The 13,604-nt window shown below is 65.2% G+C and carries 10 protein-coding genes; 7 read left to right on the forward strand and 3 right to left on the reverse strand.

The genetic code is table 11. The annotated features are described in order from the left end of the window. Positions 1-111: 111 nt before the first annotated feature. The 6 genes from NLM31_RS04345 to NLM31_RS04370 all read left to right on the forward strand — a co-directional run bounded on the left by NLM31_RS04345 (position 112) and on the right by NLM31_RS04370 (position 8,168). Entirely contained in the window at positions 112-1,023 is a 912-nt protein-coding gene (locus NLM31_RS04345) for an alpha/beta fold hydrolase (protein WP_254191578.1), read from the forward strand. Between the two features lie 80 nt (positions 1,024-1,103). Continuing rightward, positions 1,104-2,336, forward strand: a complete 1,233-nt coding sequence (locus tag NLM31_RS04350; RefSeq protein WP_254128076.1) for a rhodanese-like domain-containing protein — start codon at positions 1,104-1,106, stop codon at positions 2,334-2,336. A 239-nt stretch (positions 2,337-2,575) separates the two neighbouring features. Further along, the gene (serA, locus tag NLM31_RS04355; protein ID WP_254191579.1) at positions 2,576-3,820 is read left to right on the forward strand and encodes a phosphoglycerate dehydrogenase; all 1,245 of its coding nucleotides are present in this window, start codon (positions 2,576-2,578) and stop codon (positions 3,818-3,820) included. Positions 3,821-3,935: 115 nt separating this feature from the next. Beyond that, positions 3,936-4,955, forward strand: a complete 1,020-nt coding sequence (locus NLM31_RS04360; RefSeq protein WP_254128078.1) for a patatin-like phospholipase family protein — start codon at positions 3,936-3,938, stop codon at positions 4,953-4,955. 3 nt (positions 4,956-4,958) lie between these two features. Beyond that, a complete protein-coding gene (locus tag NLM31_RS04365; RefSeq protein WP_254128079.1) occupies positions 4,959-6,413 on the forward strand; it encodes a GntP family permease in 1,455 nt (484 codons plus the stop codon). A 93-nt stretch (positions 6,414-6,506) separates the two neighbouring features. Next, positions 6,507-8,168: a tannase/feruloyl esterase family alpha/beta hydrolase gene (locus NLM31_RS04370; RefSeq protein WP_254191580.1), complete on the forward strand. Its 1,662-nt coding sequence runs from the start codon at positions 6,507-6,509 to the stop codon at positions 8,166-8,168. Positions 8,169-8,196: 28 nt separating this feature from the next. Here NLM31_RS04370 and NLM31_RS04375 read toward each other — a convergent pair whose 3' ends face one another. The 3 genes from NLM31_RS04375 to NLM31_RS04385 all read right to left on the reverse strand — a co-directional run bounded on the left by NLM31_RS04375 (position 8,197) and on the right by NLM31_RS04385 (position 12,850). After that, positions 8,197-9,918 carry an ATP-dependent Clp protease adaptor ClpS gene (locus NLM31_RS04375; RefSeq protein WP_254191581.1) on the reverse strand — a complete coding sequence of 574 codons (1,722 nt, stop codon included), beginning with the start codon at positions 9,916-9,918 and terminating at the stop codon, positions 8,197-8,199. Between the two features lie 111 nt (positions 9,919-10,029). Then, positions 10,030-11,646, reverse strand: coding sequence for an MDR family MFS transporter (locus tag NLM31_RS04380; protein ID WP_256561022.1), 1,617 nt, complete (start codon positions 11,644-11,646; stop codon positions 10,030-10,032). After that, positions 11,594-12,850, reverse strand: a complete 1,257-nt coding sequence (locus tag NLM31_RS04385) for an HlyD family secretion protein (RefSeq protein WP_254191582.1) — start codon at positions 12,848-12,850, stop codon at positions 11,594-11,596. Before NLM31_RS04385 ends, NLM31_RS04380 begins: the two co-directional genes overlap by 53 nt. A gap of 90 nt (positions 12,851-12,940) precedes the next feature. Between NLM31_RS04385 and NLM31_RS04390 the strand changes: the two genes are divergently transcribed. Continuing rightward, positions 12,941-13,600, forward strand: a complete 660-nt coding sequence (locus NLM31_RS04390) for a TetR/AcrR family transcriptional regulator (protein WP_254191583.1) — start codon at positions 12,941-12,943, stop codon at positions 13,598-13,600. The last annotated feature ends 4 nt before the right edge of the window (positions 13,601-13,604 follow it).

The raw sequence follows: 13,604 nt of genomic DNA on the forward strand, positions 1-13,604 counted from the left end.
CAGAATGAGATTTATCAATCAAGCCATTGCAGAAATCAATTTCTCCCGTGCGAAGGCTGCGCGCTATCAGGCATGCAGCGCCAGCCGCAACAGAAGGCGCGGGAGAAACACATGCAACGCCGCAATGTTCTGAGAGGTCTGGGTCTGACCGCCACTGCCGTCATGGCCACCACGCCAGCTCTCGCGCAGGGCGTGGGCAACGCTGCGAGCGCGCCACCATCGCCCGCGCCGACCTCCTGGAAGTCTCCGCAACTGGCGACCGGCAACCGGCTCGGCCACTGCCGCGTCGGCAACGGCCCGACGATCTGCGTGGTGCTGCACGAATGGCTTGGCGATCACGTCAACTGGGAGCCGGTGCTGCCCTATCTCGATCCCGCGCTCTACACGATCGTGTTCATGGATCTGCGCGGGTACGGCTGGTCGCGCGCTATGAGCGGCAGCTATACGCTGGATGAAGCCACAGCCGACGTGCTGCGCACCGCCGACGAGCTCGCCATCGGCCGATTCCATCTCGTCGGCCATTCGATGTCCGGCCTGGTGGCGCAGAAGATCGCGCTTGGGGCTGGAAGCCGGCTTCAGAGCGTGACGCTGTTCTCACCGGTGCCGCCCACCGGCTTCCGCGCCGACGAGGCCGCGATGAAGGCGCTCAATGCCGTCATCGACGAGGACGAGGCGGCCGGGCGAGCGATCACGGCGCGCACGTCAAGCCGCTACGGCGCTGGCTGGCTGCGCCGCAAGCTCGCCATCGCGCGCGAGGCCTCGACGGTCGAGGCCAAGCGCGGCTATCTCACCATGTTCACGTCCTCAGCCATCACCGGCGAGACCCACGGGCTGGCTGCGCCCCTGCATGTCGTGACCGGTGCGCTGGACATTCCGTTCTATCGCGGCGAGCCGCTGCGGAATGCCTTTGCGCTGGCCTATCCCCGCGTGACGTTCGAGATCATCGACGACGCCGGCCATTACTCCATGCTGGAAACCCCGGTGCGGGTCGCCAGTCTCATCGAGAAGCAGCTGGCCGGATGAGGCCGCCATGCGGCGGAGTGACTAGCCAAGTCCGCCGCAATCGTTCAAAAGCCCATGGCCTGTCCACCAGGGTTCACGCCATGAAGCTTTCGACCGTCACACCCGCCGATATCCGCCGCGCGCTGCTGTTGCGCGAGGAGATCGCGCTGCTCGATCTCAGGTACGAGGCCGCCTTCGCCACCGGCCATCCGCTGTTCGCGGCCAACATGGCCGTGGACCGGATCGCAGTCGAGGCTGCGGTGAGGCTGCCGCGCAAGGATGCGCCGATCGTGCTCTTCGATGATGGCGAGGGGCTCGTCGCATCCGGCGCCGAACGCCTTGCTGCACTTGGCTACAGCAATGTCCGTGCGCTCGATGGCGGGCTGAAAGCCTGGCGCGCGGCTGGCTATGAGGTATTCGAGGACGTCAATTCCTACTCAAAGGCCTTTGGCGAGCTGGTCGAGTCGCGCCGCCACACGCCGTCGTTCAGCGCCGACGAGGTGGCAAAGCTGATCGCCGAGAAGGCCAACATCGCCATCCTCGATGTTCGTCGCTTCGACGAATATGCGACCATGAACATTCCTGGCTCGGTCAGCGTGCCCGGTGCGGAACTGGTGCTGCGGGCCGGCCAGGCGGCGCCGGATCCCGACACCACCATCATCGTCAATTGCGCCGGGCGCACCCGCTCGATCATCGGCACCCAGTCGCTGATCAACGCCGGCGTGCCCAACAAGGTGCATGCGCTGCGCAACGGCACGATCGGCTGGACGCTGGCGCGGCACACGCTGGCTCATGGTGCTGACCGGCGCGGCGCGATCGGGTCGTTCGAGGGCGGCCCGGCCAATGCCCGCGACGTGGCCTATCGCGCCGGCGTCCGCCATATCGGCGCGAACGAGATGTCGGCGATGGTCGCCGAGACCAGTCGCACGCTCTATCGCTTCGACGTACGCGATGTGGAGGAATATGCGGCCGGCCACCTCCCGGGCTTCCGGCACTATCCGGGCGGCCAGCTCGTGCAGGAGACCGACATGGCCGCGCCGGTGCGCGGCGCACGCATCGTCCTGACCGACGACAAGGGCGTGCGCGCCGACATGACGGCATCCTGGCTCGCTCAGATGGGCTGGGAGGTCTATGTGCTCGAGGGCGGCTATGCCGGCACTCTCGAGGTCAGCCCGCCGCTGGTGCTGCCCAAGCCCGACCCGGCGCATCGCTACCGCCGCCCCTATGAGGGAACCGACATCGCCGAGCGCGCGATGCAGGCCTATCTCGACTGGGAGTACGGCCTCGTCGATCAGCTGCGCCGGGACGGCACGCACGGGTTCTATGTGATCTGAAGCGGTCGGGTTGATCCACCGAAGTTGCGGGCAAAAACACGTCGCATCGACGATACCGCCATCCGCGGCCAGCAAGTCGCGAAGCGGCTGGGCGCATAAGGCGGATGTTCCGGCGGTTCGGTATGCTTTTAGTGCGTCACCTGGACGGAGCGAAGCGAAATCCCATATCCAAACCCTATTGTGCTGTGCGTCGCCGGCGGTCTATGTGCTGCGGCAAAGCCGCCATTCATGGAGATATTATGCCAGCCCCAGGCCAAAGCCCTGAGCGGAGCGCGAAGGCGCTGCTGCTTGAAGGTGTCAACGACAGCGCCGTTGATCTGTTCAAGAGCGCGGGTTTCACCAATGTCGAGCGTCTGACCAAGGCGCTGGACGGTGAGGCGCTGCGGCAGGCGCTCAAGGGCGTGTCGCTGCTCGGCATCCGCTCCCGTACCCAGATCACCGACGAGGTGCTGGAAGCCGCCGACGGGCTGCTCGCGGTCGGCTGCTTCAGCGTCGGCACCAATCAGGTCGATCTCCTGGCGGCGCGCAAGCGAGGCATTCCCGTGTTCAACGCGCCGTTCTCCAACACGCGCAGCGTCGCCGAGCTCGTGATCGGCGAGATCGTGATGCTGCTGCGGCAGATCTTTCCGCGCTCGGTGTCGGCCCATGACGGCGGCTGGGACAAATCCGCGGCCGGCAGCCGCGAGGTGCGCGGCCGTACGCTCGGCATCATCGGCTACGGCAATATCGGCTCGCAGCTCTCGACGCTTGCGGAAGCCATGGGCATGCGGGTGATCTACTACGATCGCACCGACAAGCTCCGCCATGGCAATACCGAGCCGGTCGAGAAGCTCGAAGAGCTGCTCGCACAGAGCGACGTGGTCAGCCTGCACGTGCCGGAGACGCCCGAGACATCAGGCATGATCGGCGAGAAGGAGCTGCGGGCGATGAAATCAGGCTCGTCCCTGATCAACAACAGCCGCGGCACCGTGGTCGATCTTGATGCGCTCGCCGGTGCTTTGCGTGACGGACACATTGCCGGTGCCGCTATCGACGTGTTTCCGGTCGAGCCGTCCTCGAATTCGGAGCGTTTCAAGAGCCCGGTACAAGGCCTCGGCAACGTGATCCTCACGCCGCATGTTGGCGGTTCGACCGAAGAGGCGCAGGAGCGCATCGGCGGCGAAGTGGCGCGCAAGCTGGTCGACTATTTCATCACGGGATCGACCATGGGCGCGGTGAACTTCCCGGAGGTGCAGCTGCATTTGCGTCCCTCCGGCGTGCGCTTCAGCCACGTCCATCGCAACGTGCCGGGCATGCTGCGCCGCCTGAACGAGGTGTTCCTCCAGCGCGACATCAACATCGCCGCACAATATCTGGAGACCGCGGGCGATCTCGGCTATGTCGTGCTGGACGCCGATCTCGGCGGCGAGGATTCAGGCGCGCTGCTGGCGCAGATCCGGGCGCTCGAAGGCACAATCGGCGCGCGGCTGGTGTTCGAGCACTAGCCCGACGTCACGTTCCGGTTGCATTCCGCGGCGTAAGCTCATTACACTGTCCGTATCATCTTCGGCGTGCTGCAAATCACGTCGAATTTGAGCTTCAGTCGCGTGAGTATCCGCCATGGAACGAGACGCCGTACTGATCGATCTCGCGCTTCAGGGTGGCGGTTCGCACGGGGCCTTCTCCTGGGGGGTGCTCGAGCGCCTGCTGGAGGAGAAGTGGCTCACCATCGCCGCAATCTCCGGAACCTCCGCGGGTGCGATGAATGCGGCGGTGCTGGCGGATGGCTGGACGGCCGGCGGCGCCGAGGGCGCGCGTGACGCTCTGGAGCAATATTGGCGTCGCGTCTCGAAGGCCGCGGCCTTCAGCCCGCTGCAGCGCTCGCCACTCGATCGGCTGATGGGGCGCTGGACGCTCGATACCTCGCCCTTCTACATCCTGACCGACCTGATGTCGCGGGTGCTGTCGCCCTACGATCTCAACCCGACCGGCTACAATCCGCTGCGCGCGGTGCTGGCCGAGAGCGTCGATTTCGAGCGGCTCGCGCGCTCGCCGATCCAGCTCTTCATCACCGCGACGCGCGTGCGTACCGGCCGCGGCCGGATCTTCCGCAACGCCGAGATCACGGCGGATGTGCTGCTGGCATCGGCCTGCCTGCCGACGATGTTTCGCGCGATCGAGATCGACGGCGAGCCCTATTGGGACGGCGGCTATGCCGGCAACCCGACCATCACGCCGCTGGTCCGCGAGAGCGACGCGCACGACACCATCCTCGTCCAGATCAATCCGACCGAGCGGATGGATGAGCCGCGAACCGCCGCAGAGATCCTCAACCGCCTCAACGAGATTTCCTTCAACTCACCGCTGATGAAGGAGCTGCGGATGATCGCGCTGCTGCGACAGGCGGCTGATCCCGGCAGCGGCGAGGGCGCGCGCTGGGCGAAGATGCGGACACACCGGATCAAGAGCGACATGCTGGCGAAGTTCGGCGCATCGTCAAAGCTCAATGCGGAATGGGAGTTCGTCTCGATGCTGCGTGCCGAGGGACGCGTCGCCGCGGAGGCGTTCCTCGCCAAACACGGCATGGATATCGGCCGGCAATCGACTGCCGATCTCGATGTCCTCCTGGCGGAGTGCTGAGGCATGGGGCTTCTTGGCCTCTTCGTCGGGCTCGGGCTGCTCGTCCTGTTTGCCTTTCGCGGCTGGAGCGTGCTGCTGCTCGCGCCGGTCGCTGCGCTCGTTGCCGCGCGGTTTGGCGGCGAGCCGCTGCTGGCGAACCTGACCCAGGTATTCATGGTGAACGCGGCGGGATTTCTGGCGCAGTTCTTCCCGATCTTCCTGCTCGGGGCCGTCTTTGGCAAACTGATGGACGATAGCGGCGCGGTCACGTCGGTCGCCGCCTTCATGGCCAAGCGTCTCGGCGAGCGCCGCGTGATTCTCGCGGTCGTGCTGGCAGGCGCACTCGTCACCTATGGCGGCGTCAGCCTGTTCGTTGCCTTCTTCGTTATCGCCCCGATGGCGCGGTCGCTGTTCCGCGCAGCTGGCATTCCGCGCCGGTTGATTCCCGCCGCGATCGTGCTGGGGACGTCGACCTTCACGATGTCGGCCCTGCCGGGCACGCCGTCGATCCAGAATGCGATCCCGATGCCGTTCTTCGGTACGACGCCCTTTGCGGCGCCGGGCCTGGGTATCGTCGCCTCTCTCATCATGCTCGGCACGGGATTGTGGTGGCTGCATCGCGCCGAGGCCAAGGCCCGGCGTGCCGGGGAGGGCTATGGCGATGACGTCGAGGATGCGACAGAGCGCGCGGCATCCGACGAACTCGTGCGTGAACGCGCAACGACGGCGCGCGAGTTCGATCCGGCGGAGTTGCAGCATGGCCGTCGTAGCGATCAGCCGTCACCGGTTCTGAGTGCCGTCCTGCCATTGGTCGTCGTCGTGGCGGTCAATCTCCTGATGTCGCTGGTGGTGTTGCCGCGGCTCGACGTCGCCTATCTGGCCGAGGAGCGCTTCGGCAACACGTCGCTGGCCGCCGTCGCGGGCGTGTGGTCGGTCGCGGTCGCCTTGACCGCGGCGATCGTCACGACCATCGCGTTGAACTGGGCACGGCTGCCGGAATTGCGGCAGACCATGGATGCCGGCGCCAATGCGTCGGTGCTGCCGGCGTTTAGCGTCGCGAGCCTGGTCGGATTTGGCGCGGTCGTCGCCGCGCTGCCGGCGTTCGCGCTGGTTCGCGAATGGGTGCTCGCGATCGAAGGCGGTCCGCTGGTCTCGCTCGCGGTCGCGACCAACATCCTGGCGGCGCTGACCGGCTCGGCGTCGGGCGGCCTGACCATTGCGCTGGACGCACTCGGCCAGACCTATGTCGAGCTCGCCGCGCGCACGGGCATCGATCTTGCGCTGATGCATCGTGTCGCGGTGATCGGCTCGGGAACGCTGGACATTCTGCCGCATAACGGCGCGGTGGTCAGCCTGCTCGCCATCTGCGGCCTGACCCATCGTGACAGCTATCTGGACATCGTGATGGTCGGCATAGTGACGTCGCTGCTGGCGCTGGTGGCCGTGATCGCCTTGGGCAGCGTGTTGGGATCGTTCTGATCTGGACACAAAAGTCAATGAATTGACGCGCCCGTGAAGGTCGCTTTCAATGCGTCCCTCTGTCGGAACGAACAAAAGCAAGGGTAGGAAACGATGGCGCGAATGGATGCGAGACTGTGTGCATTGCTCGCAGGCGCGGTAGTCACGTTCGGCGCGACCGCCGCATTGGCGGCGACGTTGCCGGAGGATGCGGATACCGTCTGCAAAGGTCTCGCCGGCGGCACTGACGCCGTCAAGATCGACACCGCAACGTTGCAGGCCGCGTCTCAGCTCGCTGTCGCCGAGCGCGGGCCGACGCCGGCGGGACGCGTCACGCCGGCCAATCCCGCCTTCTGCAAGGTGCTCGGTCATATCGAGTCCGTGGATCCCAAGGCGCCGCCGGTCAAATTCCAGGTCAATCTGCCGGTCGAATGGAACGGGCGCTCGGTGCAATATGGCGGCGGCGGTTTCAACGGCGTGCTGATCACCGGCCTCGCTTTGCCGCCGGCCTATCCCTTCGACAAGCCGTCGCCACTCGCGCGCGGCTTCGTCACCTACGGCACCGATTCCGGTCATGAGTCCAAGCCCGGCGAGCCGCCGCAGTTGTTCGCGTTGAATGACGAAGCGTTCGAGAATTTTGCCCACCGCGCCTACAAGAAGGTGCGTGACGCCGCGGTCGCGCTGATGCAGCAGGCTTACGGCAAGAAGCCCGAAAAAATGTACTTCATGGGCTCGTCCGAAGGCGGCCGCGAAGCGCTCACGATGGCGCAGCGTTATCCCGACGATTTCGACGGGATCTTCGCGCGCGTGCCCGTCATCAACTGGGTCGGCCTGCAGCATGCGGGCACCCGCTCCGGTCTCGTCACCATGGGAGCGGGCTGGATCAATCCAGCGCAGGTCAAGCTCGTGGGCGATGCCGTGCGCGCGGCCTGCGACAGGGCGGACGGATCCGACGATGCGCTGGTGCAGGATCCTGTCGGCTGCAAGGCGGCGTTCAAGGTCGAGACATTGCGTTGCGCCGACGGCAAGAGCGGCGATCAGTGCCTCACCGACGCCCAGATCAAGGCGATCGACACGCTGCATGCCACCTACAAATTCCCGTTCCCGCTCGCTAATGGTCTCGACGACTATCCGGGCTGGGGCGTGTCGGGTGAGGATACGCCGGCGATCGGGCCGACCGGCGGCTGGATGGCGTGGTGGCTCGGCGCCGCGCCGCCGGCGCAGCCGCCAGCGCCCAACAACGGTATCGCCTGGATCTACGGTGCCGGCGGCATTCAATACGTGTTCGCGCGCGATCCCAAGCTCGACGTCACCACCTACAAGGTGGAGGACCACAAGGCGCGGCTGCTCGAGGTCTCGGGCCTGATGGATTCGACTGATCCCGATCTCAGCCGCTTCCGCGCCCGCGGCGGCCGGCTGATCATGCTCGAGCACATGGCGGACTACGCGCAGAGCCCCTATGCCGGCATCCGCTATTTCGAGAGCGTCGAGCGCAAGCTCGGCAAGGCGGAGACTGCCGAGTTCGCGCGGCTCTACACCGCGCCCGGCGTCGATCATGTCGGCTCCGGCGCGCCGGCCAATGTCGACATGCTGAGCGCGCTGGTCGACTGGGTCGAGAAGGGCACCGCGCCGGGCGATCTGGAGGTCGCCGAACAGAAGGTCGAGGCACCGTCATTCGCAGTGACGCGCGCGATGCCGCTGTGCCGCTGGCCGGGCTGGCCGCACTACAAATCCGGTCCTGTGACGGAGGCGGCGAGCTTCAGCTGCGCACCGTAGCCGCAATGTGAACAGGGCGGCGGTGGATTTACCCCGCCGCCATGGCCTGTGCGCCGCCGAGCAATTGCGCATTGAGCCGGCCGCCGGAGAACAGCATGTCGTCGAGCGCTTCGTCGATATCGGCTGACGTTACCGAGTTGCCGCCGTCGCGCGCGATGCTCGCTTGTGCCAGCCGTCGCATCAACTCCTTGATGAACGCGCAACTCGTGCCTTCGCTGCGTCTTGCCGCTTCCGCGACGACGGCGTCGTCGAGTGGCAGTCCCTTGCCGTAGAGCCGGACCAGCTTGGCGCGGCCGGTCCCGTCAGGGAGCGGCACTTCGATCGCTTGATCGATGCGGCCGGGGCGACCCGCGAGAGCGCTCTCAAGCTGCTGAGGCCGATTGGTGGTCAGCACGAACAGGATGTCAGCATCCTGCTTCAAGCCGTCCATCTCGTTGAGCAGCCGGTTGAGTAGCGGTTCCTCGCAGCCGCTCATGTTCTCGCGTTGACGTGCGATCAGATCGACGTCTTCGATCACCACCATGGCGGGCTGCAAGAGGCGGGCGAGATTCATATAGGCGCCGAGCAAGCCGATTTGCTCTGCCGTGATGATCAGCGTCGTATGCCCGGGTAGATGGGTCGCGAGATAGCGGATCGTGTGAGTCTTGCCCGTACCGGGTGGGCCGTAGAGCAAGATGCCTTTCCTGGTCGATTGCCCGAGGCGGCGCAGCATGTCCCGTGTGCCCACGAAGTTCAGGACGTTGCGCTCAAGTAGCCGCAATGTCTGTTCAGGCAAGATCACCTCATCGCGACCGACCGACGGAAGCCGGTGCACCGTGATCCCGCGCGAACGCCCGCGATAATCGGAATCGGCATCGAGAGAGAGAATCTTGCCGCGGTAGGTGCGCGCGGCCTGAACGGCGTCCTCCAGTGCGGTGAAGCACTGCTGGACAAGTGTCGAGCCCGCAGCCCCGGCCGGCGCCATGAATTCGATCCGCACGCCAGTCTCGCGGCCATATTCCCGATGAATGGCCAGAAGCACTGCATAGCGAAGGCCTGAGGTCGCGCAAAGCCAAAGACCATTGCCGAGGCATTTAGCCGGTGTCGGTTCGCCGATATCAACGTCGTTGTACTGAAGCGGTGCGATTGCGGTCGCGAAATTGTCGTTCTGCATCAATCGCGACATGGATAGCGTTTCGTAACCGCGGTCCTCGGCGATACCTAACAGGCGGACCGGTGACGCTAACAATCTGTCGAGAGCGGCCTGGACGTCTGCCCGCATGTGGCCGGGAAACTGGCGTACCGTCGTCACCAACTCTCTCAGCGGCACGTCAGCGAAGTGCCAATTCAAGACTCCAAACGTGTAATTGAACTCCTCCGAGGGCAGATCCTGCGACGCGCTTGCTGCAGCGAGCATGCAATCGGCGCAGAGCCACGCTGTGCGATTGACTAATTGCGCTTCCGATTGCGCTTTAGGCTGGCCGCAAAGCTCGCAGCAAGGCTTCACCGTTTCGCTTGTGATATCGAGCTGGTGGCCGGCGGACGCGACGCGCCGCCGTGCGGATTCCAGCAGGGCGCCAGCGACGGATGACGGATAGGGACCACAGGCTGCCGCGCCATGCCTCTCGATGTCGGCAAAAACGGAGTCGGCTTCACTCTCTGACTTGCCGAAGACGCGACGCAACAGATCAACGATGAATGCACGCGGAGTATCTTCGTCGCCGTGCAGGACAAGCTGGGCCGGCAGGTCGGCGACCTGAGTATCGCTCATGGAATATCCCTTTACGCAACCTATAGTCGATATGAACAAATAGGGAACATAAAAAGGCGCGGCCGTCAAGCGTGACGGCCGCGACAATTCGGTGGTTCGTTCTCTGAGGCGTTAGTGCGCGCCGCCGCCACCGGCGGCCTTCACCCGGCGCGTCAGCAGCACCGCGATCGCGGCGAGCACCAGCACCACGCCGATCACCGCAAAGGTGTCGGAGAAGCCCATCACCAGCGCCTGGCGCTTCACCGTCTTGCCGAGCGCGATGATAGCCTGCTCGCGCGCGGCGTTGGGGTCAGGCACGCCATGGGCGATGAAGTAGTCTGTCATCTGCGCGATGCGGCTGCGGACTTCCTCGCGGCCGAGCGTCACGGAGTGGCCGATGATGTTGGAATGAAACTGCTCGCGCTTGGTGACGATGGTCGCGAGCACCGCGGTGCCGATGGCGCCGCCGAGGTTGCGCATCATGTTGGAGATGCCGGAGGCGGCGGGCGCGTCCTGCGGCGCGACACTGCCGAGGCTGATCGCGGACAGCGGCGCCAAAGTGAGGGCCTGACCCACGGCGCGGACGACGTTGGGGATGAAGAACTGATCGCCAGAGTAATCGAGCGACATCATGATGTTCATGAACGAGCTCGCGGCGAACAGCAGCAGGCCGATCGTCGCGATGTAACGGGTGTCGAACCGCTGCATCAGCTTCGGCACCAGCGGGATCAGCAGCAGCTGCGGCAGGCCGGTCCAGGCCAGCACGTTGCCGATCTGCTCGGCATTGTAGCCCTGTACCTGCCCGAGATAGGCCGGCAGCAGGTAGACCGAGCCGAACAGGGCAAAACCGAGGAACACCGCGGCGATCGTGCCGACGCCGAAATTCCACTGCGTCAGCAGGCGCAGGCGCAGCAGCGGCTTCTCGACCACGAGCTCATTATAGATGAACAGCGACAGGCTGACCGCGGCGATGATCGCAAGCCGCACGATGAAGGGCGAGCCGAACCAGTCGTCCTTGTTGCCTTCCTCGAGCACGGCCTGGAGGGAGGCGAGGCCAACCGCCATGGTCGCGATGCCGAACCAGTCGCCCTCGCGCAGCAGGGCGAGATTCATCGGCTGGCGCTCCAGGGTCGCGAACAGGATCGCCACCATGACCGCGGTGGGCAGCACGTTGACGAAGAAGATGGTCTGCCAGCCGTAGTTCTCGGTGAGATAGCCGCCGATGGTCGGGCCGATCGCGGGTGCGAAGGTCACCGCGAGCGAGAACATCGCGAGCCCGATCGGCTGCTGGCCCTTCGGCAGCTTGGTGAAGACCAGCGTGAAGGCCATGGGAATCAGCACGCCACCGAAGAAGCCCTGGAAGCCGCGCATCGCGATCATCGACGGCAGATCGTGGGTGAAGGCGCAGGCAACCGAGAACGCTGCAAACAGCGTCGCGAAGCTCAGCATGATGTTCCGGAACGAGAACACCCGCGACAGATAGTCGGTCAGCGGGATCACGATGATCTCGCCGATCAGATACGACGTCGAGATCCAGGATCCGTTGTCGACGCCGGTGCCGATGCCGCCCTCGATGTTGAGCAGCGAGGCGTTGGTGATCTGGATGTTCAGGATCGCCATGAAGGCGCCGATCATCGCCGCGAAGACGGCGATCCAGACCGTGGCGCTCGCGCGGTTGGGATCGGCTGCGACGCGCTCAGGCGTCGCGGTCGATGTTGCGGGCGTCGAGATTGAGAGGCTGTTTGACATGGCACGACCCTCCGGAAACAAGCTTCGCTCTGGATGTTGCTTGGGGCGTCGTTGCCGCTTGCGCGGGCGGCGCTGAACGGGTTGCGATCGTCGGGATCACGGACATGCCGGGCCGCAGCTCGATCGCAGGCTGCGTTTCGGCATCCAGCGCGATCTTCACGGGGATGCGCTGCACGATCTTGGTGAAATTGCCGGTGGCGTTGTCGGGCGGCAGCAGGGCGAACTCCTGGCCGCTGGCCGGCGCAATGGAGTCGACGTGGCCGTGCACCACCTGGCCGGGGAACGTGTCGACCTCGATCTCGACCTCTTGTCCGGCGCGGACATGGGTGAGCTGGGTCTCCTTGAAATTGGCCACGACGTAGGCGCCTTCGGCGGGCACGATCGACATCAGCTGCGTGCCGGCCTGCACGAACTGGCCGACGCGGAGCGTGCGGTTGCCGATGACGCCGTCGATCGGCGAGACGATGGTGGTGTAGCCGAGATTGAGCTCGGCCTGATGCTGAAGCGCGGCGGCACGGGCGGCGGCTGCGTTGGCTTGCGCGATCTCGGCCTTCAGCAGCTCGACCTGCTTGAGGGCGGAGGCGAGATTGGCGGTGTCGCGCTGGATCGCGGCGTCGGCGCCGGCGTTGCGCGACTGCGCTTGCTGCGCGTTCTGCACGCTGCCATAGCCCGTCGCGGCGAGATCGGTGTAGCGCTTGTTCTCCTGCTGCGCGAAGGTTTTTGCGGCAGTGTCGACATCGATGGTCGCCCTGGCTGCGGCGATCACCGCATCCTGCACATCGAGCTGCGCCTGCTTGCTCGTGATTGTCGCATTCGCGGCGGCGACATCGGCCTTGGCCTGGTCGAGCGCGACGCGGAAGTCGCGATCGTCGATCCGGGCCAGCACCTGGCCGGCTTTCACATGCTCGTTATCGCCGACCAGAACGCGGTCGAGATAGCCGCTGACCTTCGGCGCAATCGTGGTGTTGTCGGCCTTCACATAGGCGTCGTCGGTGGAGACCAGGAACCGGCCGACGGTCCAGTAATCGTAGCCGTACCAGCTGGCGCCAGCCAGCGCCGCAGCTGCGACACCCCCGAGCAATAGCTTGCGAAGGTTCAGCTTTTGGCTTCGCGCCGGTTGCGACTGGGCAGGCAGGACGCCCTCCAGTCCGGGGGGCGGGACCACGGTGGCTTCAGTCTTGGACGGGTTGGTGTGGACGGTCATAGCCGCCTCCCTGAATTAGGAAACTTGACGATTTCCAAAATAGGACTAGCTTTGGGATAGTCAATGGAATGACAGGCATCATCTAAAAACATGGCTCAGGCAAAACCGTCATCAGAGAGCCGCCCGCGCGGGCGGCCGCCGGTGCGCAGCGACGAGGAGACGAAGCGGATCGTCATCGAGGCCGCGCGGCATGCCTTCGCCGTCGATGGCTACGCTGCCACCAGCACCGAAGAGCTGGCGCGCGGCGCCGGCATCTCCACCAAGACACTCTATCGGCTGTTTCCGGGCAAGGCGGCGCTGTTCGAAGCGATGTGCGCGGATCGGCTCGAGCGGTTGCTCTCCGACGTCAATCTCCAGGCCAACAATCAGGCCGACATCGAAACGAGTCTGGCTGCCGTGCTCGTCGCCTGTGCCGATCTCGCGCTCGATCCGGAGGTCGTGGCGCTGCAGCGCATGGTGTTGCAGCAATCGGCCACGTTCCCCGACCTTGCCGCGAATTTCTACAGGGACGGCATCGCCCGCACCGCGGCAGCGCTCGCGGGCTGGCTGCGCGACCAAGTCAGGAAGAAGCGGATCGCGCTCGACAACGTCGACGAAGCCGCCGGCATGATGATTGGGATGATGGTGTCGGCGCCGCAGCGCGCCGCGATCTATGCGAGCCTGACATTGCCCTCGCGCAAGGAGATCGAGAAGCGAGCGCGGATATGCGCGGCGATCCTGCTGGACGGCTGTCGCGGGGCGTCAAGCTAGCGGC

It is taken from the genome of Bradyrhizobium sp. CCGUVB4N, from assembly GCF_024199945.1.
Lineage (GTDB): Bacteria > Pseudomonadota > Alphaproteobacteria > Rhizobiales > Xanthobacteraceae > Bradyrhizobium.

Bases quoted from the DNA above. Each gene is read 5' to 3' on its own strand.
- NLM31_RS04375 (WP_254191581.1), bottom strand. From the start codon at position 9,918: ATGAGCGATACTCAGGTCGCCGACCTGCCGGCCCAGCTTGTCCTGCAC.
- NLM31_RS04365 (WP_254128079.1), top strand. From the start codon at position 4,959: ATGGGGCTTCTTGGCCTCTTCGTCGGGCTCGGGCTGCTCGTCCTGTTT.
- NLM31_RS04360 (WP_254128078.1), top strand. From the start codon at position 3,936: ATGGAACGAGACGCCGTACTGATCGATCTCGCGCTTCAGGGTGGCGGT.
- NLM31_RS04370 (WP_254191580.1), top strand. From the start codon at position 6,507: ATGGCGCGAATGGATGCGAGACTGTGTGCATTGCTCGCAGGCGCGGTA.
- NLM31_RS04350 (WP_254128076.1), top strand. From the start codon at position 1,104: ATGAAGCTTTCGACCGTCACACCCGCCGATATCCGCCGCGCGCTGCTG.
- serA (WP_254191579.1), top strand. From the start codon at position 2,576: ATGCCAGCCCCAGGCCAAAGCCCTGAGCGGAGCGCGAAGGCGCTGCTG.
- NLM31_RS04345 (WP_254191578.1), top strand. From the start codon at position 112: ATGCAACGCCGCAATGTTCTGAGAGGTCTGGGTCTGACCGCCACTGCC.
- NLM31_RS04385 (WP_254191582.1), bottom strand. From the start codon at position 12,850: ATGACCGTCCACACCAACCCGTCCAAGACTGAAGCCACCGTGGTCCCG.
- NLM31_RS04380 (WP_256561022.1), bottom strand. From the start codon at position 11,646: ATGTCAAACAGCCTCTCAATCTCGACGCCCGCAACATCGACCGCGACG.
- NLM31_RS04390 (WP_254191583.1), top strand. From the start codon at position 12,941: ATGGCTCAGGCAAAACCGTCATCAGAGAGCCGCCCGCGCGGGCGGCCG.